This is a genomic window from Vibrio sp. 2134-1 (genome assembly GCF_033339495.1).
In genome coordinates, this window is sequence record NZ_JAWOUS010000003.1 from 167,752 (window position 1) to 189,120 (window position 21,369).

Genomic DNA, 21,369 nt, shown 5'->3' on the forward strand with positions numbered 1-21,369 from the left:
ATCTCACGTACGTTTTGACGTACACTTTGACTAAATCTCACGTACGTTCTGACGTACACTTCAAGTACACTTTCGCGTACGTTTTAAAAGGAATACTCAATTAAAAACAATAAGTTATGATTTGACATTCAAGGGGAACATAAACACAAGCAACGAGAAAGAGAACGAGAGTCCAGGGAGGACAACAAGAAGAAAACGGGGAGCGAAGCGACCGACGCGAAGCGTCTAATTGGTCGTTTTTGGAACGCGGCTTCAATAGGTCTTCAATTGGGGCTTCGCCCGTTCGCCTTCGGCTCACCTTGTTATCGCTTCGCTTATTACAAGTAGGTGGTACTTGGAGGAGTGTTGAAGTGGTTTCGACTGGTAGACTAAGAGACTGCTACGCAGTCACCGTCTTTCGATAGCACTACGTGCTACCGGACAGTTTAGTTTTTGATTGCTTGTTAGTTATCTTTGACTTGTATAGCGTAAGCTAGATGCATCTTCAATGCGATTCTAAGACGGTTTCAACTGGCTAGTAGTGTGCTTTGTTAAATAAGTCTTTAAATTCGCTTAGAATCGGTTCTAGACGGTATTTGACTTGTATAGCGTGAGCTAGTGCTTTTCAACTAGAACTGACTCATTTCTAATATTACTAATATCTCTAACTTCACTAAAACTACTAATACTACTAAGATGATGCGGAATTTTTCGGTTCTTCCAATTTGGTTCTTTCAAGTCTTTAATTGGTGCCTTCGGCACGTTCGCTTCGCTCACAATGTCTTTGACTTGTATAGCGTAAGCTAGATGCTCTTCAACGCGATTCTAAGGTGGTTTCAACTGGCTAGTAGTACACTTTTGAATGAGCATTTAAAAACTGCTTAGAATCGGTTCTAGACGGTAAAATGCTTTTGGCATACATTTGCGTTTTATAAATACAGTTGAATGTTTTCAGAATGCTTGATTGTAAACCTTTTAGATGTTTTTAAGCTGTCTACCAGACTGCTTATATAAATACGATTGAATTTGTTAATTCACTTCAATCGTAAAACCTCTCGTTTTGTTAAGCAGCCTTGCGGCTGCTTTTTTTTGGCTTGAATTTTAAGGACAGCTAAATACAACAAACGAACAAGAGGTAAATAAAAATGCTTTGTCCAAGCTTATTATCAAGTCAAAACATCAATCCAGAAGAACACTTTTCTAGTCAACAATTCGACCGTTCTTATTTTGTTGAACGTATCTGGGAACAAATCTACGAAACCGATCAAAAGAGAAAGAATGGTTTAACTGATAACGATTGTCAGTACTTTGAACGACTGTTAACGGCTATCTCCGAATGGAGCCAAGAAGAGTTATTGGAGCTCGCAGATGCAACGCCTAGTGAGTTTAGAAAAGAATTCAGGGGGTGGTAGACATGCTTCTTGAGCCAATCAGATCCGTGACGCATGAACCAGCCATACGTTTCAAGACTGAAGTAAGAGAAGCTCGTCAACGTGTCGTAGACCTCGCTGTAGCTGAAGTCCGAAAGAAAGCGGAGCAAGGTCAGATTTCAGTAGTGCTGACGCTTGACCACATCGTAAACGCTAAGTATCAGCTAGTTGATTGGTTACGGTCGTATTTTATCAAGGAAGGGTTTAGTTTCAGAGTATGTCAACGCCAGAGCGTGTAACGGTCATGATCAAATGGTAATGTTGATTTTGAAAATAAATGAATTACACTGTATATAAAAACAGTTGTTCGCATTGTGTAAATGAGTGCATAAACGTATAAATTCAATAGATTAGCGGTTACAATCACACTTTATTTCATCAACGTGTTAACAATTATATGAACTTTTACGCATTACGAGTTTCACTGGTCGCAGCCGATCCTCAGTTGTTTATTGACGAAAACATGTCTAAAGATATCTTTTCATTTGAAGATGCTCTTCGTTATTCGGTTGAAAATCCACCCCAAGATGAGCACGGTGATACGATCTGTTCGATAAAAGTTCAAGTTGAAGGGCGTGAAGAAGGGGTAATGGCTGGCATCGTTTCAAGAGCTAAAGCACTTCATGGTCATGACAAAGAGTTTAATGAGTATAGTGTTGATGACTTTCCACCTTTGGTTTGGTTTTGGGATCGACAACAACAAGTAATACTGGTAGAGAAAAAAACGAGCGTTTTGTCTACGCCAACCGCTGCTTGTAAAGTATTTAAGAAGCTAGCAAATAACTTAGAGTTAGTTGAAATCGGTCTTCGGGCAGAGATAGAGCCAGTCTTGAATGAAAAGGATCATAGTTTTTGGGAAGAGTATGATCGTTTTGAGTTTGTTGAATCAGTTTCTTTCGAGCTTACGCCACCTAACCTTTTCGGCGAGACTGAAAAAGAAATGAAAAAGGCTTTGAAAGATACGGCAGCAAATACAAATGCAAACAAAGTCACCACTATTTTTGAAAATAAAGATAAGCAACTAAATCTTAAAAGTGAAGGTTGGCTTAACAACATGGTCAACTGGTGTCGAAAAGGTGGTGGACATTGGCTAATGAAAGGTCGTCTTTTTGGTCATAAGAAACAGATTACTAGTGTAAAAAGTGAGAAGACTGCAAAGGTAGTTGTCATGGAAGGCAAAGGCGTTACAGAGTTGACTCTAAGTGGGTATGAGGCTCATGATGTGAAAGATATTCTTGATTTGTATAGACCCCAATTCCAATATGAAGATATAACTGAAGAACAGCAAGATGAGTAGAATCGTATTTACATTAGCTACTATATTGGCTGTCAGCCTAGTCTTTTCTAGTGATAGTAAGGAAGCATATGTATTAATCGAATCAGCTACACCAGGTATTCTTGGAGCGATTCTAGGTGGTTTAACTGCTGGTATCTCTATTATCTTTAGTGTGTTGCTTACCTCCGCATCTGCACCTAACTCTAAAGTGGAACTTGGGAGGTTCAAAGGGTTTTTATCAAGCTTGAGGAAAGATATCATATGTCTTCTTCTCTGCTTGGTTGCTTCGTTACTGCTCCCATATTTGAGAGTGACAGGAATTCCCTTACTTAGTTACCCAGTTCACGAATTAGTGCCAAGTAGAGATATGTTTTATACAGCAGTAGAGTTAGCAGTTATTGCTGTATCAGTCGCTATTATAATTGAAGTATTTAATGTGATGTTTACATTGTTCTCTCATTTTGCGACATTGTTTGATAACAAAGACTCTTAATAGTCGCTATTACTTTTTGAATCTATCAATACACATACTAAGAAGCGAGCATTAGCTCGCTTCTTTCATTATTACTAATGCCATTTCAATGGCTTGTAGTTCTTTTTCCAGTTCAATAACTTTCTTCTCTCGTCTAGTCAGTGCTGACTTCAACACTAGATTGTCGTAGTTGTCTAGTTCTTCAATAATGGCTTGGTGAATTCTAATCAAACCTAGCAGTTCCTCTTTCTCGGCTTCAAGTACTTCTTTATTCATTATCTTCACTCAATATCTTTTCAATAGCTTGTTCTATCTGCTCAAATGAACCATTCATTCGCGCCTTCCTCAAAGCCACTAAATCAGACAACTTGCCAGCTGAATTGTTAAGAATTGAAGTGGCATCATGTTTTAACAAATCATCGGTAAAGTCAGACACGTCCATTTCTTCTTGAACTCTATCTAGTTCAAATAAAGCATTAAAAACAGCAAGTTGAGTAGTTACTTTTGAACCTAGTACGGACTTAATCGAAACGTCACGAGCTAATTGACCGATAGCTGTTGCTGAACAACTAGCTGCTTTAGTTCTCATTAACTGCTTTTCGTGATCAAGTACTTGTTGTGGCGTACGGCAATGAATGACTTGCCAACGTAGTTCGCCAAGTGCATCAACTTGACCAGTACTCAAGTACTGTGATGCGGCAACTGAGTCATCAATAGCGCGGCTATGTTGTTTAAAGCTAGTTAACTCGACAGGCTTAACCGTAATGCTTGATTTAGTAACCTTCTGTTCTTCAGCTTCTTCTAAGCGTTCCAATTTTAACTCGGCAGAGTACAAGGCGGCTTCAAGTTCAGCGATTCGTTTTTGTTCTTTAGTTAGTCGCATGTCCAATATCCTTTAATTATTTTCTATTGATTCGAAGCCAGTCTCGGAAAGCGTGACTATCTGTTTTAGCTACTGGTTTAGGCATGCTAGAGTAGTGCTGACACTCGCGCATGAACTGGTCGAGGTGCTTGCCATGAAGCAAGTACTTAATATCATCGGCTAAGTCTTCCATATTCCTTTTACTGCCTATTCGTTTTTCGACTGTTGATAGGTATTCAATTGATTTGTCTTTTAATACGATTTCAAATTCGTGTTGATATACCTTTACAGCGTTTGGTGACTGTTGTTCAAGTGTTGCTAATCGACTAACAACGCTATACAGAAAGCCACTGTCCAACGCTGAAGCTGCCTTTTTTAATTCTTGAAAATACATGTTTAAATCCCGTTTTTTATGATTATTGTTTGTGCCTTCGCTAGCCAGTAGTTGGCAGCTAACAAATCTTCTCGTTGTGACACCGTAATGTCTTTACGTTCTAGTTGACGTTGAACCCAGTTCTTAAACTGAGAATCAGTAAACGTCATTTGCTCGCGGTCTAACGTCGTTCTACCAACAGCGAACTTAAGATCGTCGTTTGCTTTGTCGTAGGCGTAGAGTACTTGTGACTGTTCTTTAGTTCGTTTGCGTTCTTCATATTCGGCTTGCCTTTGAACTTGCTCTAGTTCATTTGAATGAGCAGATAAGAGTATTTCAAGCTCTTCTTCGTCTAACCATTGATTAAGTCCACCAGCAACACGACAAGAAGCTTGAAACGCTTCCGGTGCTTGATATTGAACAGCATCAAGAACAGCACTAGCAAGCCAACGATTTGAAGTATCACGCTGAACGTGATTGAGATTAATTTGCTGCATAACCGAGTCCTTTTAAACGTGCTTTAAATCGATTAACGTACTTGGTTACAGTGTTCCGTGAGCAATTGTTTTCACGAGCTAATGAACTAATCGATTTGATACCAAGACAAGACAATATTGCCAGTTCGGCACTGGCTATCTCATCAAACCGTTCTGGTCTGCCACCTGCTTTTTTCATGTTATTGCCTCTTTTGTAAATTAGAATTGCCGCATTTCGCACCAACCAGCGCGGCTCACTGGGTGGAATCATTCGGTGCAATGAGAAGATGCATTTCTCATTTCATGCTTGTATTTATAAGGGTTATTGAGCAGAGGTTTTTGAGCATGAAAAGCCCTCGACGTGGTGCGAGGGCTAGAGGGATTAAAGTTTAGCGTTGATGATGAAATGTAGTTGTTTACTAGCGGCTTCTACGTTTTCTATTGCTAGAAATGCAGCTGCCTTTGATGTCTGGTCACAGAGTTTTTCTAGTGCTTCAAGCTTGCGAATGGCTTCAGCGTATAGCTTCTTGTCGATTTTGCCACCACGAGCCAACTTACCGCCTTTAGTGCTTGAACGTCGGTAGTCTTCTAGAGTCGTTAAAAACTGGCTGGTCAGTTGTCTTGTTTCTATCGCAAGGGTTTTAAGCTGCTTAGATTGATTGGCTTGATCGTTGGTGTCGTTAACAACTTCTTTGGCGAGTTGTTGCAGTTCTTCAAATGAAGCAACAAGAGTCGTTGTGTATGAGTTGATCTGGCGACTTAACTTTGTTGCTTCACTTGGCTCAAACAAGCTTGATAAAGCACGCTCAAGTAGTAGTTTGAGTCTTTTGTTGAGTACTTTGCCTGTTTTAGCTGTGTTCTTTCTCAACCATTTACGAGCCAAGTCGATAGCACGAGATTCAGCAAGGAATTCGTCGAATGTTAGGGTGGTTGATGTTGGTTTCATGTAAATATCTCCCGTTTTGAAGATATTTATGGTTAATAAAAAGGAGTTGATGCAATCAACTCCTTAATTACGGTCAAATTTAATAGCTTCAACAAAGACTATACATGATTCAAATCGACTGTAATGCCAGAGTGCTTCATCTCTTTAGCTAATTGATATTGCCAGCCATTTTGATGCAGAATGTAGACAACACCGCTAATATCACCTTGTATCTCAATTGTACCTTTAACTACAGCAGCTACTTTGTCTCGACCAAGCTTGCCTATGAAGTAACCGTGCTCAAATACGACGTTTTGCCTTGCTCTTTTTTTAAGTTCACTTGAACCGATGTTCCTGCCTTCATCACAAGCGGTGTATAAAATGATTGCATACTTCACGTCACTGTGAGCTTCAAGTTTTTCAATTATTGTTTTGCCACCACTGTATTGATCCTTAAGTATTATTGGTTCTAAATTCAACTTACGGCAGAGGTTCTCAGTTTCAACAAGTAAGTGTTCGTCATGACCATGTACAATAAAGACTCGTTCTTTAACAATGTTGGTTGCTACAGGCTCATAATATGAAGGAGTTGTGTTCTCTACGAATTGTTCTACAGTTGTAGGCTGTGAGCTTTCAGGTTCTTGATATGGTGTTGTTGATTGAGAGTTATTTTCCCAACCGTTTGTACGCTGACGAGGGAAAAAGTCCGGTTGACTATTTGTTTTAAACGGGTTCACAAAACGCTTTTCTAGTGGTGGCTGAGCTTGATTCGATGATTGGCTAAGTTGATTAGCTATATTGATACAACGTTGTCGCAAGTCATCATTGTGGTCAGTGTATGAAAAAGGGTTAGTTTCTCTTTCTATGTCATGCTCTGCGATCATTTCTAACAGTATTTTGCTGATGAAAGAGTTATCATGCTGATTGAAGAATGAACGGAGACGTTTGGCTTTTGAATCTCCAAATTCGGCATAACGGTCATCATAGATATCGATGCTAAATTGTTCGAAAAACTCTGAAAAGGTACGGTTACTGTAATTCAATACATAACCAGTCCCCATATTGAAGTACGTTTCTATAACTCTCTGATCTTTTTTGTCCAACGCCATCTTAAGCCTCAATTTTTAGCTACATAAAATGTATGGGCTAATGACCGCTCTTTCAAGAGCAATGTTAGAAAATTCAATGAATTTGAATAAGCGGAAATCAATACTTCCATTTGATAGCTAAAAGTCCGCATAGACATAGTAAGGTGACTTTCGAGCATCTTAAACATTATTTTCGCATGAAGCGCTGAGATAGTGCATTGAAATGAACAAGGTACTAAGGTGCTTTACAGAACATAAGGCTTGGTATCGACCTAAACATTGTCAGATGAAACCCACAAGCATTAAATATCATCTGTACGGTCTCTTTTCACCAATCACTACCGTTATGACATGGCAGATACATTCTGATCTGCCATGCTCCACCAAACGCTAATCTTTCCAAACTAGAAACTCATTTATATGCAGTTAACTTGGCTTTTCTCATAAGTTGTTATTCTATTTCAAGCTTTGATATGAGGATACGTTTGCCGGTTGTATCAATTATCAATGCTATTCCTTGCTGGCGAACTTTGGTTCATGTTCGGGCGCCATTCGCATATGATAGCGACCTTATAAAAATTAATCCTGTTCATAATTTAAGATGTCCCTGACTCATAAAGACTATTTTAAAATCGCATTTCCTTTCATCGTTTCTACTGTTACCCAACCATTATTGGGGGCGGTGGACACCGCGGTGATCGGTAAACTCGGTGTGGCTGAGATGATTGGTGGTGTAGCGATAGGCACCGTCATCATGAATACCTTGTATTGGCTGTTTGGCTTCTTCCGCGTCAGTACTACCGGGCAAAGTGCAATCGCATTAGGTAAAAATAGCCCGGAAGATCAAGCGAGCAGCTTATTCCGTCCTTTCGTGCTTTCGCTCTGCCTTGGCTTGATTTTCATTGCGTTGCAGTCCGTGATTTGGATGGGGGCAGAGCTGATTATCTCCCCTGATGCAGTTGTGGCAGAAAACGCTAAGATTTACTTCGATATCATGATCTTTGGTGCGCCATTTGTACTGCTGAACTACACCGTGATTGGTTGGTTGATGGGGCAGGCGAAAGCCAAAGAAACCTTGTTCACGCAAGTGTTTGGTAACGTGCTGAACATCGTGCTGGATATCGTCTTTGTGTTGTACTTCGATATGGGCATTGCTGGCGTTGCGGTAGCGACACTTATCGCGCAAATTTCGACGTTTGTTATTGGTGCGGTGCTGGTGTTGAAAACCTGTCGCTTCCCGCTGTTTGATTACATTCAGACCGCAAAAATGACGCGTAAAGATCTCAAAGTCATCGCGTCTTCCAATATGGAGCTGCTGCTTCGTACTGTGTGTCTATTGGTGTTCTTCAACATGATGGCGCGTGTAGGCTCTCAGCTTGGTTCTGATGTGCTTGCTGCGAACGCAATCTTGATGCAAGTGACCTTTATCGTCAGCTACATGTTCGACGGTGTGGCGAATGCGTCGAGCGTCTTTGCAGGTAAAGCAGTAGGGCAGAAGAATAAGACATTGCTTGATAACGTGATTAAGCTAAACACGCAATGGACCGCAGCGTTCGTTGTTGTCTTGACCTTGCTGCTAGTGCAGTTCAAACACCAAGTGGTGTCGTTATTTACCACTTTGCCAAATCTTGTTGAGCTGTATTTGGACATGAGCCCTTGGTTATTGGCATTCCCGTTGGTTGCTGGTTTTGGTCTTACGTTTTACGGCATCTTTACCGGTACAGGGACGACGCGACCAGTGCGTAACTCTACCTTTCTAACCATGGTGTTGTTCTTAGTGACTCAATTTATTGCGGTGCAATATTGGGGCAACCACGGTTTATGGCTGGCATTCACGTTGTTCTACGTTGGGCGCTTTGTCTTCTTGTTTCCATACCTCGGTCAAGTTAAACAAAAGTGTCTTTAATACACACTGTCACAAATGACCTAACTTAGATGTTCTTATCACAAGGGGGGGGGAGCTATCTGCCCTTGTTGATAAATCTGAAAAAGGTGATGAAATAACCTTTCCGACTGGTTTCCTTGCTTTAACCCGCATGATATTATTTGTGATGTTATATTATTACATTTAGTTTGATGCCGTGATTTCTCGACCAATACTCTCCGTTAATAATCTCAGCCTTACAGACTCAGAACGCACACTCTTCAAAGACATTTCTTTTGAGCTGTTTCAAGGTGAAGTTCTTGCCATTATGGGACCTTCCGGCATTGGTAAATCCATGTTGTCGAAAGCCGTCGCAGGTTTTTTGCCGTCTGATATTTGGGTAGACGGAAGTATCCAGCTTAACAGCAGTGAGGTCGCACAAACTGCCATGCTGCAACGGAGTCAATCTCAGCGTCCTGCGGTCATTTTCCAAGATGCACTTAAAGCACTGAATCCATTGGCCTCTGTCGAGCAACAACTGTGTTTGGCATTGACGGGCAACAAAACACGTTTGTCTTCAGCAAACCGAGAAACGGTGACGACCTTGCTGTCTCAACTCGGATTTACGGATCCAAAAGCAGCATTAGCGCAGCATCCAAGCCAGCTATCTGGTGGTCAACGTCAGCGTATTTGTATTGCCATTGCGTTGCTTGGTAGTGCCAACTTGATCATTGCTGATGAGCCCACCAGTGCGCTCGATCCAATCACCGAAGCGGAGATCCTTGAGTTGTTCCGCAGCAGTGTTCAGCAACGCAACATCAGTGGTTTGTTGATCACGCACGACCTATCTGCGGCTTTGGCGTGTGACAAAGTCTTGGTGATTGCGGACAACACCATGGTGGCTTATGGCGCACCATGGCAAGCCATTCAGCAAAGTTCGCATCCTTTCTGCCAACAACTTGCGCAACTGCTGCCTTAACCTCATCTCTGGAGCCTATTTTGACTAAGCACAACTTGATCGGGCACACGCAGCCTAAATCGGCGGAAGTTCGCTTTGAGCAAGCCAGTGTTCACTATTACTCCAAACCAAGTTGGTTAGGGGGCAAGCCGTTTAAAGCGCTCGAACAATTGGATCTTGCCATTGATACACAGAACATTGCGATTGTTGGTCCTTCTGGTGCGGGTAAATCGACCTTGATTGAGCTTTTGTTCGGTCTTCGTAAACCCACATCTGGTGAAGTGTATGTGTGTGGTTATCCGCTATCGCGTAGCTCGGCTAAGCGGCGCCAAGAGTTATGTCAGCACATTCAGCTGATCCCGCAAGAGCCGCAGTCTAGCTTGAATCCGTACTACACCGTTCGCCAGATCTTACTGGAGCCTTTGAGCAACATTGGTTTAACGCAAGAACTTAACGAGAAGGTGGAAAAGGTCTTGGCGGATGTCGGTTTGGATCTCGCATTGTTAGATCGTAACCCGCAGCAATTATCAGTTGGGCAAGCGCAACGTGTGGCTATCGCCAGAGCTTTAATTGTTGAGCCTTGCGTGTTGGTTGCCGATGAGCCAACCAGCAGCCTAGATCCCGTCAGTCGTAAACAGATTCTCGACTTGTTGGCAGGCATTCAAAAGAGTCGTCAGATGCGCCTGATTTTGGTGACACACGACCTCGATGCGGCACAAACCCTATGCGATGAAATCCTGGTGTTAGACAAAGGACGCGTTGTCGAGCACGGCACAGCACAAAACGTGACAACTAACCCATCGCACTTGATCACGAGAGCCTTGATGAGCGCTCAACACAAAAGTAATGAATTCACAAAAACCATTGGAGAGGTTTCTTATGCACCTTAGTACTCCCAAGTTAGCTTTGTCGCTGGCTTTAAGCGCACTGCTGACGGGTTGTTTTGACTCTGGCGAAAGCAAGCCAGAAGCGGAAAAAGCAGCTGCACCGCAAGCAACGGAAATTCGCGTTGCCATGATGCAACCACCACGCACAGGTTTGTCGCCACTTTCAGATGACGCGTTCAAACTGTCACGTTGGAGCACAGCAGAAACGCTAGTGAACCTTAGCGATCAGTCGGTAGCAGAGCCTATGCTGGCAACAGAGTGGGAACAAGTTGACCCGATGACGTGGCAATTTACGGTACGTAAGGGCGTGAAATTCCACGATGGTTCTGACCTTGATGCCAACGCGGTCGTGAACTCTCTACAAAAAGCATTAGATGCCGCACCAAAGCCACGCATTTTGGATGGTATCGAATGGCAAGTTCGCGCATTGGACGACTTCACTGTTGAAATCAAAACGACCTTTAACGATCCATTGTTGCCAAGCCGTCTATCTAGCCCACAGCTAGCGATCCTTTCTGGTGCTGCATATCAAAAAAACGGTCGTGTTGTGCCAATCAATGCGGGTACGGGTCCATTCGTTCTGACAGAAATCAACGGGACAACCAGCGCTAAATTAAAGCGTTTTGATGGTTACTGGGGTGAAAAAGCGAAAGTAGATAGCATTTTTGCGGAATACGTACCAAACGGTTTTGCTCGTGCTGCAGCGCTGCGTACCGGTGAGGCGGATGTCGTTGAAGCGGTTCCTGTATCGCAAATCGCGATGATGGAATCTTCACAGCTGCACGAAGTGGCAATGCCGCGTACCAACACGCTTTACCTAAACAACAAATCAGATGTGTTTAGCCAGTTCGGTTTGCGTAAAGCAGCGGCTCAAGCGGTTAACCGTGAGCAAATCATCAAAACGGTTTACGAGAACCACGCCGACTCAGCGAAAGGTTTGTTAGGTCCTGCATTGGCATGGGCTCAACCAATTCGTGATGCGAACCCTCGTATGGAAACTATGGAAATGCGCCACGCGAATGGTGAGAAGATCACCATTGGTACGTTTACCGACCGTGCAGAGTTGCCAGAAGTGGCGGTGCTCCTAAAGCAACAACTTGAAGCGGCTGGTTTTGTGGTTGAACTAGACGTTCGTGAATACGCACAAATCGAAAACGATGCACTAGCAGGTAAGTTCGATGCGTTCTTGTTGTCACGTGCAACAGTGCTGGATTCTGGTGACCCAGTGGCGTACATGCAAAGTGACTTTAGCTGTAAAGGTTCTTACAACCTAGGTCAGTTCTGCTCTGAAGAAGTGGATGCTGCATTGAAACACGCTGATCGTCAGCCATTGGGTGAGAAACGCCAACAAGCGATCATCGAAGCAGAAAGCAAAATCCTTGAGCAATACGCTGTGATTCCACTGCTTCACGAGCGCGTAATCCAAGGTGAGAGTGACCGCGTGAAGAACGCACAACGTGACCCACGTGAGCGTCGCCTGATCGACCAGTTTACTGAGGTGAACTAACTCGATGTCGTCTGTTGCCAACATGCGCTCTCGTTGGAGCGCTTGTATGCCTGAATGGTTTACGCGTTTTTTGTCGCGCTTCCTGTCTCTCGGGGTAGTGGTTGTGCTGGTGGGTTTGATGCCGGATATTGCCGGTATCGATCCAAGCCAATCAATCCTCCGTGCCCGTGCGGGGGCTCAACAATTGCTGACGGCAGAAGCTCTGCAAGCAATTCGAGAAGATCTTCAACTTGACCGCAGCGCTGCTGAGCGACTGTGGGATTGGTTGACGCTTGCCATGCAAGGTGACTTAGGTGTCTCTTGGGTGAGTGGCGCATCCGTAATGGAGAGCGTTCAACAAACCGCAAAAACGTCGCTATTACTGATGGTTACAGCGTTAGGTATGGCATTTGTAATGTGCATGGCGAGCGTGCTTTACACTGTGCGTCGTTGGCAACAGAATCGTTTAGACAAACATCATGACACGCTCAGTTCGGTGTTGGTTTCATTGCCTGAGTACGTGATTGCTTCATTGCTAATCATGGTGTTTTCCATTTGGTTGGGCTGGTTCCCGCCTTATGGTTGGCAAGGCGTGCAAAACCTCTGGCTACCAAGTTTGGCAATGGCATTGCCTGCTGCTGGCTTGTTCGGTCGCTTGCTCAATGACAGCCTCAAGCGTGTATTAGATGAACCTTGGGTGATCACTTGGCTATCGGCGAACGTCAGTCAGTTTCAAATATTACGCTTTGCCTTGTGGCGTGCTGTTAGTAACTTGATTCCTCAAATCGCAATGACGGTGATTGGTTTAACCGGCGGTGCGGTTGCTGTGGAGCAAGTGTTTTCCATTCCGGGTATCGGACGATTGATCTTAGGCGCGGCGAAGTCACAAGATCTGCCGATGCTGCAAGGTGGTTTGTTAGTGTTGCTGGTGTTCTCGATGTTGATCAGCAGTGCGAGCATCTTATTGCAACGCTGGTTACTCGGGCACAGTGTCACGAGTGGCAAGTTGATCAGCAGTCACAGTACGTTCCGTTTTACCCAAAGCACCACCAAACGTATTGTCAGTGCGACAATCTTTGCCTTGCTGATTGGTTGTGCGGGATGGGCCTTAATGCGCGATCCTTACACCATCCAATTTACCCGCCTTGAATCGCCAAGCTTAGCAGCACCGTTTGGTGCCGATGCGGTCGGGCGAGATCTGCTTGCTCGTGTTGGCGGCGGTATGATGTCGACAATCAAAATGGGCATCATCGCAACGTTCCTAAGTTTGGTGATTGGTTTGTTGCTCGGCTTCGTGACTCGTTATAGCCAAGGCTTAATTGAGATCACCAAAGGTGTGCCATACATTGTGGCGGGTCTGCTGATTGCTGGTCTAACGGGGATGAACCCAAACAGTGCCTTGATTGCGATTGTTATGGTGTCATGGGCACCATTAGCGGCGCACTGTGCAAGTTTGTTGATGGAAGCCAAAGCGCAGCCTTACACGCATCTTGCGCCCATTTGGGGAACCAGTCAGTGGCGAGTACTCCGTTACTACTTGTTGCCTTATGTGCTGCCGCCATTGATTCGTCATGCGTTTCTGCGTTTGCCTTACATTACGCTCAGCCTGACTTCTCTGAGTTTTATCGGACTTGGCGTTAAGCCGCCAGAACCTGAGTGGGGCTTATTGATTGCTGAAAACTTGCCTTACATAGAGCGCTCACCATTGGGTGTCTTACTGCCAATCTCAGGCTTGGTTTTGATGGCAATTGCGGTGAATTTGATTTTTGATGACAAGTGACGAGCAGCGATAAAGCGAAGTGAGCTTCCATATCCAGATGTAATCAGTAATTTGGTAATTTAGAAAACAAAAGGATGTGTTTTCTGCCAGAAAGTACACAGCACGGTCTATGTATATTGGAAGCACCTATAAATTAACGAGTATAAAAGTTACGCGAACTCAGATGTTTAGGTAGTGTTACTCTTTATACACACGTAATCCTTTATCCGTTAACTCTTGAGTGACCACTTCGGATAGGTTTCGATCGGTAATAATTCCGTCCAATTGCTCGATGTCTAATGCATGAAAGCTCGCTATCTGACCGTATTTAGTTGAGTCTGAGATCAGATAATTGGTTTGTGCCGCCTTGATGATTGCTTTTTTAACGAGAACTTTATTTTCATTAGGTGTTGATAAGCCTTTCAAGCTCCAAGATGAAGTCGAAATAAAGGCGATATCAATATTTAGCCCATTCAAGAACTCTGCGACTTTTCCTCCAATGGTGGATTGGTTCTCGCGGTCAATTTTTCCCCCTGTGTGGTAAAGCTCACATTCACTGTGCGTCATAAGGAAAGCAGCAATAGAGAAGTCATTGGTGATCACTAAAAGATCATTACGATTTGCTATTTGATGGGCGATTTCTAGAGAGGTTGTTCCCGCATCCAAGTAAATCGTAGCGTCTTGACCAATTAACGTAGCCGCCAGCTTACCAATTTGAATTTTTTCATCCGCTTGTTGCTCGACCTTCGCATCATGGGAAAGTTCGGAATGTAGAGCTTGAGCGAGTTGCACTCCACCAGAAACAGAAACGACTTTACCTGAGGATTCAAGCTTCACGATATCACGACGAATGGTCATATGTGATACGCCAAGGTGGTCGGTTAAATCTGAAATGCTTAACACTTCTTGATGTGATAACAGGGATAATATGGTTCTTTGACGTTCTGCTGGGATCATAGTTTCACTTCTATATTCTTGTTTTTCAGTATCCTACCAATCTTTTCATTTGTTGTGAATATCTGTGAATTATGTTCTCAACGTTGTAAGAACAGCCTTCGCTTGTGTTAACTGCTCGGATTATCTCTGCCCATAAAGAGGTATATATCACGATATTGTTAATTTGTGTGAAAAAATGTGATTCAAAGCGAGGTCTTAGTATTAATCTTCACATATAATCACATCAACCAAACAAGAATTAACAAAGTTTAATAGACCAGAAGGCATTGTTTTTATGAGTGAAGTTCAATCTGTAGGTGTTATCGGTTTAGGCTCTATGGGAATGGGCGCCGCAAAGTCATGTGTGCGTGCAGGCCTAGATGTCTATGGTTTCGATTTAAATTCTCAAGCGCTTGAAGAGTTAGGTTCATTCGGTGCAAAAGCTGTTTCTACAAATGCAGTTGAGTTTGCAGATAAGCTTGATTCGGTTCTAGTTCTTGTTGTGAACGCAGCTCAAGTTAACACGGTCTTGTTCAAAACCGGTCTTGCTACAGCGCTTAAGCCGAATACGCCAGTAATGGTTTCAGCAACCATCTCAGCAGAAGACGCAAAACAAATTGAAGCGAAATTGGCAGAACACAACCTTGTGATGCTTGATGCACCGGTATCTGGTGGTGCTGCAAAAGCAGAATTAGGTGAGATGACTATTATGGCGTCGGGAGCGCAAAGCACATTTGATGCACTTGAACCAGTACTCAACGCAACGGCAGCTAAAGTCTACAACATCGGTGAAGCGATTGGCCTAGGCGCAACTGTGAAGATTATCCACCAATTGCTAGCAGGTGTTCATATCGCAGCTGGTGCTGAAGCAATGGCATTAGCGGCACGTGCAAACATTCCTCTTGACCTGATGTACGACGTGGTGACGAATGCAGCGGGTAACTCTTGGATGTTTGAGAACCGCATGAAGCATGTAGTTGATGGTGACTACTCCCCTAAATCTATGGTCGACATCTTTGTGAAAGATTTAAACCTCGTATCGGACACAGCAAAAGATCTCAAATTTCCACTTCCTCTATCAAGCACAGCACTAAACATGTTTTTGAGTGCAAGCAATGCTGGTTTTGGGCAGGAGGACGACAGTGCCGTTATCAAGATTTTTGATGGTATTGAGCTTCCAGGTGTAGAAAACAAACAGAAATAAGCGCACGTAAAACGGAGAAAAAATGATGTTATTAGGCGTTATCGCAGACGACTTTACTGGCGCAACAGACATCGCAGGTTTTCTTGTAGAAAACGGCATGCGCACAGTTCAGCTTAACGGTATTCCAAAAGAAGAGATTGATGTAAACGCAGATGCGGTCGTGATCAGTCTTAAATCTCGCTCTTGTCCTGTAGATGAGGCAATCGAGGATTCAGTAGCAGCGCTTAAGTGGCTGCAAGCAAATGGCTGTCAGCAGTTTTACTTCAAGTACTGCTCAACGTTTGACAGCACAGCAGAAGGTAACATTGGTCCTGTAACGGATGCACTGCTTGCAGAGCTAGGTGAAGCGTTCACCATTGTATGCCCATCATTACCAGTGAATGGTCGCACAGTTTACAACGGCCATCTATTTGTATTCCAAGACTTGCTAAGCGACTCAGGTATGCGTAATCACCCTGTGACCCCAATGACTGATTCAAGCCTAGTTCGTATGATGGATGCTCAATCTCAAGGCAAATCTGGCCTGGTGAACTTCCAAATAATTGAACAAGGTCCAAAAGCGGTAATTGAGCGCTTTGAAGAGCTAAAAGTACAAGGCAACCGCTATGCAGTGGTTGATGCATTCAATGCAGAGCATCTTGTCACACTTGGCCAAGCGGCGAAGTCTCTAAAACTGGTAACTGGTGGTTCTGGTTTGGCTGCGGGTATTGCTAAGAACTGGATAGAGAACCTTGAAGATCAAAGTGATGCGAAGCAAGGGGGGAACCCTAAAAAGGCACCAACCGTTGTGTTATCTGGATCTTGTTCTGTCATGACCAACCAACAGGTCGCTGTTTACAAAGAAAAAGCGCCACACTTTGCTATTGATGTGAAGGCGTGTCTGACGGAAGAAGATTACTCAAATCAAGTGTTTGATTGGGTCATGACCAACATCGAAAGCGAGTTCGCACCACTGGTTTACGCAACCGCAGATGCAGCGGCGTTAAAAGCGATTCAACAAGAGTTTGGCGCGCATGCTTCAAGTCACGCGGTTGAACAATTCTTTAGCCAACTTGCAATCAAACTTCAGCAGCACGGTGTGAAAAATTTCATCGTTGCGGGTGGGGAAACCTCAGGGGTTGTAACCCAAAGCCTAGCCGTAAAAGGTTTTCATATCGGTCCTCAAATCGCACCAGGTGTACCTTGGGTGAAGTCACTTGAAGGCGAGCTTTCTTTGGCTCTGAAATCGGGCAACTTCGGCGATGAACACTTCTTTGCCAAAGCACAGTCGTTTTTTGAATAGGTGAGGTTGTGATGAATAAAGAATTGATGACAGAACAACAACTGCGAGAGCAAATGGTCACTATGGCGCGCTCTATGTTTGAACGTGGCTATGCGACTGGCGGCGCTGGCAACCTTTCTCTAAAACTGCCTAATGGACACTTTCTGGCAACGCCAACTGGTTCTTCGTTCGGCCGCTTGATTGCTGAAGAGCTTTCGGTTGTGGATATTGATGGCAACCATATCTCTGGTGAAAAGCCATCAAAAGAAGTGGCTTTTCATCTGGCGATTTATCGAAATAACTCAAAGTGTAATGCGATTGTGCATCTACATTCTACTTACTTGACGGCGCTTTCTTGTCTTGAAGGTTTAGATCGCGAGAATGCCATCAAAGCTTTCACACCTTACTTTGTAATGCGCATTGGCGAACTGCCAGTGATTCCGTACCTGCGCCCGGGCGACCCTCAGATTGCTGAAGAACTTGCGCAGCGGGCAAGTGACTACCGAGCTTTCCTCCTGGCGAACCATGGTCCAGTGATCACGGGTACGGACTTTGAAGATGCAGTGGATAACGCAGAAGAGCTAGAAGAGACAGCGAAGCTAGCGTTCATTCTTAAAGACAGCAACATCCGCTACTTAACGGATACTGAGATTCAAGACCTAAAAGGGAGAGGTAAGTAATGGCTAAATTCGCGGCAAATCTGACAATGTTATTCACAGAAGTTCCTTTTCTAGATCGTTTCGAAAAAGCACACCAAGCGGGCTTCAAAGCGGTGGAATACCTTTTCCCATACGCATTCGAAGCGCAAAAACTAGCAAGCAAGATACAGCAGTTTGGTTTTGAGCAAGCGTTATTCAACATGCCTCCAGGTGATTGGGATGCAGGTGAACGAGGTTTTGCAGCTATTCCGGGGCGTGAGGATGAATTTAAAACGAGCGTCGAGACTGCTCTGATGTACGCCAAGGCACTGAACTGTAAAAAGGTTCACGCTATGTCTGGCATTGTTGATTCTCGCTTCACTCGTGATCAGCATATTGAAACCTTTATCTCAAACATTCGTTATGCAGCGGATAAGTTTGCCGAACATGGTGTTGAGCTGATGATTGAGCCACTCAACAATCGCGATGTACCGAACTACTTTGTTGCACATCAACGTGAAGCGGTGGAACTCATCAAACAAGTGGCTCGTCCAAACGTGAAATTGCAGCTCGATCTCTATCACGCACAAATTATGGACGGTGATCTGAGTACGTTGATTCGCGATGTGGCGCCATACACAGGCCATATTCAAATTGCTTCTGTGCCTGAAAGGCACGAACCATCGGAAGGCGAACTGAATTACCCACACCTATTCAATGTTTTGGATGACTCTGGTTACCAAGGCTGGATCGGTTGTGAATACAACCCAAGGCATAGCACGCAGCTGGGCCTTAGTTGGGTTAAACCATACCTATAACAATTTTAATTTCTATCCATAAATAACTTGAAACCAATTACAAAAACAAAGGGTCGTGACTATGAATATTATCATAACTGGAGGGGCGGGTTTTCTCGGAACCCTACTTGCCAAATCACTACTAAAAGAAAACAAAGCTGAAAGTATTACTATTGTCGACATTCAAAAGTCGCGCTTAGAGGGCATTGATGACCGAGTCGTTTCTTTAGTCATGGATATGACAAAGCGAGAAAATATAGACCAAGTTATTACTGCCGAAACGACACACATTTTTCATTTAGCGGCAATTGTATCGAGCCATGCTGAGCAAGATTTTGATTTAGGCGTAGCTGTAAATCTGACGACCACACAGTTATTGCTTGAGCGTTGCCGTAAAGTAAACCCTAATATTCGTTTTACGTTTGCTTCATCTTTAGCTGTATTTGGTGGTGATCTTCCGGAAACGATTACACCAATAACAGCACTTCATCCTCAGTCATCCTACGGGACGCAAAAAGCTATAGGTGAGTTATTGGTGAACGACTATGCCCGTAAAGGCTTTGTTAAAGCTGTATCCGTACGTTTACCGACTATTTGTATTCGCCCTGGGAAACCAAACCTTGCCGCTAGCTCTTTCGTAAGCGGAATTATTCGTGAGCCTTTGAATGCTCAAGAATCAAATTGTCCTGTAGACCCTACGCTAAAACTTTGGATATCGAGCCCGTCTAGAGTGGTGGACAATATTCAATATGCAGGGCTAATGCCTTATGAGCAGTTAAATAATCTGTCCTATAGAACGCTTAATTTACCTGGTATTCAAACTACACCAGCTGAGATGATTCAAACAATGGACACTCTAATGGGTAAACAACTTTCTAATTATATTACCTATGAGCATGATGCGGGTATTGATCGTATTGTGAGTAGTTGGCCACAAAAAATTGATTGTACTAAAGAACTGGAGCTTGGATTTAAAGCAGACAGTAATTTCAAGGATGTATTACAACAATTTATTTCTGTTAACAATATGGAGATTGTCTAATGTTACCAACCTCAGTAATTGGACTAATAGTAGCCGTATCAGTCCTTGTTTTTCTTGTATTACGTACAAAAGTACATGTGTTAATTGCGATGTTAATTGCGGCATGTATCGCAGGTATTATTGGTGGGTTAAGTGTTGACGACACGATTGCGACCGTTAGCAAAGGATTTGGTGGAACATTAGGCGGTATAGGGATTGTCATTGGTCTCGGCGTTATGATGGGGGCTATTTTAGAGGCTTCTGGAGCAGGAGAAAGTATTGCCTATAATTTTATAAAGTGGTTAGGAAAAAAGAAAGAAGAGGCCGCTCTTGCTGTAACTGGCTATATTGTTAGCATCCCAATCTTTGTGGATAGCGCGCTTATCATTCTTTATCCAATAGCGAAGTCTTTGTCAAAAACGTCCAATCGCTCGATTTTAACGCTTACGGTTGCTCTGGCGGGCGGCTTGGTCGTAGCGCATCACGCTATTCCGCCGACTCCAGGGCCTTTGGGAGTTGCTGGTATCTTTGGTGTCGATCTTGCCAGCATGTTAGGTTTTGGTTTGATGATCGCAGCGCCTTGTGTCATGGGTATTGTTTGGTATGCAAGATGGTTAGAAAAGCAGTTTCCTGAATTCATTCCAACCGAACATTTCTCGAAGTCTAGTGAGCAACTGATTAATGATCACAAAGAGTACATTGCAAGTAAAGAAGCGAAAGACCTACCATCTTTAAGTAAATCTATCGCTCCAATTATTATCCCAATTTTACTTATACTTGCGAAATCAGTGATGGGTTTATTAGAGGGGACTTTCGGTTTCGAAGGGCTGACTGCAACAACATTTGGTCAATTTATCGCTTTTATCGGCAGCCCTACTATTGCACTATCAATAGCGACGTTATTAGCGGTTTACACATTGGGTAATAACCTTACCAAAGAAGAAGCGAATGAAAAGATGGAACAAGGAATCTCCACTTGTGGCATCATTTTGCTAGTAACAGGAGCTGGTGGCGCGTTAGGTGCCGTATTGCGTGAAACGGGTGCGGGCGCAGAGATTGCTAACCAAGTTGCAGGGCTTCCTATTTCTGCGGTTATGATTCCATTTATTATTGCGACGTTAGTTCGTATTATTCAGGGCTCTGGTACAGTCTCCATGATAACCGCTGCTTCTATATCTGCCCCAGTTTTAGTAAATATTCCTGACGTTAATCTTTTATTCGCAGCGACGGCAGCTACGATGGGATCTCTATTTGCTGGCTACTTTAATGACTCGTTATTCCATATTGTTAATCGACTAATGGGGGTGACCGAGGTTAAGAAACAACTCATTATTTGGACTATTCCAACAACAATTGCTTGGGCTATTGGTGGTTCATTAGTCATGATTCTTAACTTATTCTTCGGATCTCATGGTTCAATCTTTGATCCCGTGTTACCACTTGCTGTACTTTTGGGGTGTGTTGCATTTACAAAATCTTACAGCGCTAAGCACGTCGAATTACAAGAGGTATAAAGGTTTACTTGTACTCTTCCATAAAGTAAAAACCTATCACAACATGTATTTTTATCAGATGGTTTAGAGATTGTTAATAATATGAACGGCCCTATGTTTGGGCCGTTTTAGTTCTTATAAATAAACTATTTAACTTGAACCGATATAGGTTCCATTTTCAACT

General features: G+C 43.5%; 22 protein-coding genes. 14 read left to right on the plus strand and 8 right to left on the minus strand.

What is annotated here, in order from left to right:
- Positions 1–1,124: 1,124 nt before the first annotated feature.
- The 3 genes from R7R78_RS05430 to R7R78_RS05440 all read left to right on the plus strand — a co-directional run bounded on the left by R7R78_RS05430 (position 1,125) and on the right by R7R78_RS05440 (position 3,178).
- Entirely contained in the window at positions 1,125–1,391 is a 267-nt protein-coding gene (locus R7R78_RS05430; RefSeq protein ID WP_086046719.1) for a hypothetical protein, read from the plus strand.
- A gap of 481 nt (positions 1,392–1,872) precedes the next feature.
- Positions 1,873–2,706, plus strand: coding sequence for a hypothetical protein (locus R7R78_RS05435; protein WP_225473234.1), 834 nt, complete (start codon positions 1,873–1,875; stop codon positions 2,704–2,706).
- Positions 2,699–3,178, plus strand: coding sequence for a hypothetical protein (locus tag R7R78_RS05440; protein ID WP_078580698.1), 480 nt, complete (start codon positions 2,699–2,701; stop codon positions 3,176–3,178). Before R7R78_RS05435 ends, R7R78_RS05440 begins: the two co-directional genes overlap by 8 nt.
- A gap of 51 nt (positions 3,179–3,229) precedes the next feature.
- On the opposite strand, the gene R7R78_RS05445 is transcribed toward R7R78_RS05440, so the two are convergent.
- The 7 genes from R7R78_RS05445 to R7R78_RS05475 form a co-directional block, all read right to left on the minus strand.
- A complete protein-coding gene (locus R7R78_RS05445; protein WP_225473235.1) occupies positions 3,230–3,433 on the minus strand; it encodes a hypothetical protein in 204 nt (67 codons plus the stop codon).
- Positions 3,426–4,040, minus strand: coding sequence for a hypothetical protein (locus tag R7R78_RS05450; protein WP_086046723.1), 615 nt, complete (start codon positions 4,038–4,040; stop codon positions 3,426–3,428). Before R7R78_RS05450 ends, R7R78_RS05445 begins: the two co-directional genes overlap by 8 nt.
- Positions 4,041–4,056: 16 nt before the next feature.
- Positions 4,057–4,413, minus strand: coding sequence for a hypothetical protein (locus tag R7R78_RS05455; RefSeq protein WP_225473236.1), 357 nt, complete (start codon positions 4,411–4,413; stop codon positions 4,057–4,059).
- 2 nt (positions 4,414–4,415) lie between these two features.
- Positions 4,416–4,889, minus strand: a complete 474-nt coding sequence (locus tag R7R78_RS05460) for a hypothetical protein (protein ID WP_086046725.1) — start codon at positions 4,887–4,889, stop codon at positions 4,416–4,418.
- Positions 4,876–5,067: a hypothetical protein gene (locus tag R7R78_RS05465; RefSeq protein WP_086047133.1), complete on the minus strand. Its 192-nt coding sequence runs from the start codon at positions 5,065–5,067 to the stop codon at positions 4,876–4,878. Before R7R78_RS05465 ends, R7R78_RS05460 begins: the two co-directional genes overlap by 14 nt.
- Positions 5,068–5,250: 183 nt before the next feature.
- Positions 5,251–5,814 (minus strand): hypothetical protein, encoded by a 564-nt coding sequence (locus tag R7R78_RS05470; protein ID WP_225473237.1) that lies wholly within the window; start codon positions 5,812–5,814, stop codon positions 5,251–5,253.
- A gap of 98 nt (positions 5,815–5,912) precedes the next feature.
- Positions 5,913–6,902, minus strand: a complete 990-nt coding sequence (locus R7R78_RS05475; protein WP_225473238.1) for a TIR domain-containing protein — start codon at positions 6,900–6,902, stop codon at positions 5,913–5,915.
- A 580-nt stretch (positions 6,903–7,482) separates the two neighbouring features.
- Here R7R78_RS05475 and R7R78_RS05480 point away from each other — a divergent pair.
- The 5 genes from R7R78_RS05480 (at position 7,483) to R7R78_RS05500 (ending at position 13,856) form a co-directional block, all read left to right on the plus strand.
- Positions 7,483–8,787: an MATE family efflux transporter gene (locus R7R78_RS05480; protein WP_225473239.1), complete on the plus strand. Its 1,305-nt coding sequence runs from the start codon at positions 7,483–7,485 to the stop codon at positions 8,785–8,787.
- Between the two features lie 175 nt (positions 8,788–8,962).
- Positions 8,963–9,724, plus strand: coding sequence for an ATP-binding cassette domain-containing protein (locus tag R7R78_RS05485; protein WP_213885192.1), 762 nt, complete (start codon positions 8,963–8,965; stop codon positions 9,722–9,724).
- A 20-nt stretch (positions 9,725–9,744) separates the two neighbouring features.
- On the plus strand, positions 9,745–10,593 hold the full coding sequence (locus tag R7R78_RS05490) for an ABC transporter ATP-binding protein (protein ID WP_225473240.1): 849 nt from the start codon (positions 9,745–9,747) through the stop codon (positions 10,591–10,593).
- Complete coding sequence (locus R7R78_RS05495; protein WP_225473241.1) at positions 10,583–12,097, plus strand: ABC transporter substrate-binding protein; 1,515 nt, start codon at positions 10,583–10,585, stop codon at positions 12,095–12,097. Before R7R78_RS05490 ends, R7R78_RS05495 begins: the two co-directional genes overlap by 11 nt.
- 4 nt (positions 12,098–12,101) lie before the next feature.
- Entirely contained in the window at positions 12,102–13,856 is a 1,755-nt protein-coding gene (locus R7R78_RS05500) for an ABC transporter permease subunit (protein WP_374043581.1), read from the plus strand.
- A 177-nt stretch (positions 13,857–14,033) separates the two neighbouring features.
- Here R7R78_RS05500 and R7R78_RS05505 read toward each other — a convergent pair whose 3' ends face one another.
- Positions 14,034–14,792: a DeoR/GlpR family DNA-binding transcription regulator gene (locus R7R78_RS05505; RefSeq protein ID WP_005375354.1), complete on the minus strand. Its 759-nt coding sequence runs from the start codon at positions 14,790–14,792 to the stop codon at positions 14,034–14,036.
- 274 nt (positions 14,793–15,066) lie between these two features.
- Here R7R78_RS05505 and ltnD point away from each other — a divergent pair, with 274 nt between their 5' ends.
- The 6 genes from ltnD (at position 15,067) to R7R78_RS05535 (ending at position 21,206) form a co-directional block, all read left to right on the plus strand.
- The gene (gene ltnD, locus R7R78_RS05510) at positions 15,067–15,975 is read left to right on the plus strand and encodes an L-threonate dehydrogenase (protein ID WP_005375356.1); all 909 of its coding nucleotides are present in this window, start codon (positions 15,067–15,069) and stop codon (positions 15,973–15,975) included.
- 25 nt (positions 15,976–16,000) lie between these two features.
- The gene (gene otnK, locus R7R78_RS05515; protein WP_213969429.1) at positions 16,001–17,257 is read left to right on the plus strand and encodes a 3-oxo-tetronate kinase; all 1,257 of its coding nucleotides are present in this window, start codon (positions 16,001–16,003) and stop codon (positions 17,255–17,257) included.
- Positions 17,258–17,268: 11 nt separating this feature from the next.
- Positions 17,269–17,916, plus strand: coding sequence for an aldolase (locus R7R78_RS05520; RefSeq protein WP_005385078.1), 648 nt, complete (start codon positions 17,269–17,271; stop codon positions 17,914–17,916).
- Positions 17,916–18,692: a 2-oxo-tetronate isomerase gene (gene otnI, locus R7R78_RS05525; protein WP_130545818.1), complete on the plus strand. Its 777-nt coding sequence runs from the start codon at positions 17,916–17,918 to the stop codon at positions 18,690–18,692. The genes R7R78_RS05520 and otnI overlap by 1 nt, the downstream gene beginning before the upstream one ends.
- 61 nt (positions 18,693–18,753) lie before the next feature.
- Positions 18,754–19,713, plus strand: coding sequence for a D-erythronate dehydrogenase (gene denD, locus R7R78_RS05530; protein WP_017635260.1), 960 nt, complete (start codon positions 18,754–18,756; stop codon positions 19,711–19,713).
- Positions 19,713–21,206 carry a GntP family permease gene (locus R7R78_RS05535; protein ID WP_005375369.1) on the plus strand — a complete coding sequence of 498 codons (1,494 nt, stop codon included), beginning with the start codon at positions 19,713–19,715 and terminating at the stop codon, positions 21,204–21,206. The genes denD and R7R78_RS05535 overlap by 1 nt, the downstream gene beginning before the upstream one ends.
- The last annotated feature ends 163 nt before the right edge of the window (positions 21,207–21,369 follow it).

Bases quoted from the DNA above. Each gene is read 5' to 3' on its own strand.
- R7R78_RS05480 (WP_225473239.1), top strand. From the start codon at position 7,483: ATGTCCCTGACTCATAAAGACTATTTTAAAATCGCATTTCCTTTCATC.
- R7R78_RS05440 (WP_078580698.1), top strand. From the start codon at position 2,699: ATGAGTAGAATCGTATTTACATTAGCTACTATATTGGCTGTCAGCCTA.
- R7R78_RS05500 (WP_374043581.1), top strand. From the start codon at position 12,102: ATGTCGTCTGTTGCCAACATGCGCTCTCGTTGGAGCGCTTGTATGCCT.
- R7R78_RS05470 (WP_225473237.1), bottom strand. From the start codon at position 5,814: ATGAAACCAACATCAACCACCCTAACATTCGACGAATTCCTTGCTGAA.
- otnK (WP_213969429.1), top strand. From the start codon at position 16,001: ATGTTATTAGGCGTTATCGCAGACGACTTTACTGGCGCAACAGACATC.
- R7R78_RS05505 (WP_005375354.1), bottom strand. From the start codon at position 14,792: ATGATCCCAGCAGAACGTCAAAGAACCATATTATCCCTGTTATCACAT.
- R7R78_RS05445 (WP_225473235.1), bottom strand. From the start codon at position 3,433: ATGAATAAAGAAGTACTTGAAGCCGAGAAAGAGGAACTGCTAGGTTTG.
- R7R78_RS05465 (WP_086047133.1), bottom strand. From the start codon at position 5,067: ATGAAAAAAGCAGGTGGCAGACCAGAACGGTTTGATGAGATAGCCAGT.
- R7R78_RS05450 (WP_086046723.1), bottom strand. From the start codon at position 4,040: ATGCGACTAACTAAAGAACAAAAACGAATCGCTGAACTTGAAGCCGCC.
- R7R78_RS05535 (WP_005375369.1), top strand. From the start codon at position 19,713: ATGTTACCAACCTCAGTAATTGGACTAATAGTAGCCGTATCAGTCCTT.
- R7R78_RS05495 (WP_225473241.1), top strand. From the start codon at position 10,583: ATGCACCTTAGTACTCCCAAGTTAGCTTTGTCGCTGGCTTTAAGCGCA.
- R7R78_RS05430 (WP_086046719.1), top strand. From the start codon at position 1,125: ATGCTTTGTCCAAGCTTATTATCAAGTCAAAACATCAATCCAGAAGAA.
- R7R78_RS05455 (WP_225473236.1), bottom strand. From the start codon at position 4,413: ATGTATTTTCAAGAATTAAAAAAGGCAGCTTCAGCGTTGGACAGTGGC.
- ltnD (WP_005375356.1), top strand. From the start codon at position 15,067: ATGAGTGAAGTTCAATCTGTAGGTGTTATCGGTTTAGGCTCTATGGGA.
- denD (WP_017635260.1), top strand. From the start codon at position 18,754: ATGAATATTATCATAACTGGAGGGGCGGGTTTTCTCGGAACCCTACTT.
- R7R78_RS05475 (WP_225473238.1), bottom strand. From the start codon at position 6,902: ATGGCGTTGGACAAAAAAGATCAGAGAGTTATAGAAACGTACTTCAAT.
- R7R78_RS05460 (WP_086046725.1), bottom strand. From the start codon at position 4,889: ATGCAGCAAATTAATCTCAATCACGTTCAGCGTGATACTTCAAATCGT.
- R7R78_RS05435 (WP_225473234.1), top strand. From the start codon at position 1,873: ATGTCTAAAGATATCTTTTCATTTGAAGATGCTCTTCGTTATTCGGTT.
- otnI (WP_130545818.1), top strand. From the start codon at position 17,916: ATGGCTAAATTCGCGGCAAATCTGACAATGTTATTCACAGAAGTTCCT.
- R7R78_RS05520 (WP_005385078.1), top strand. From the start codon at position 17,269: ATGAATAAAGAATTGATGACAGAACAACAACTGCGAGAGCAAATGGTC.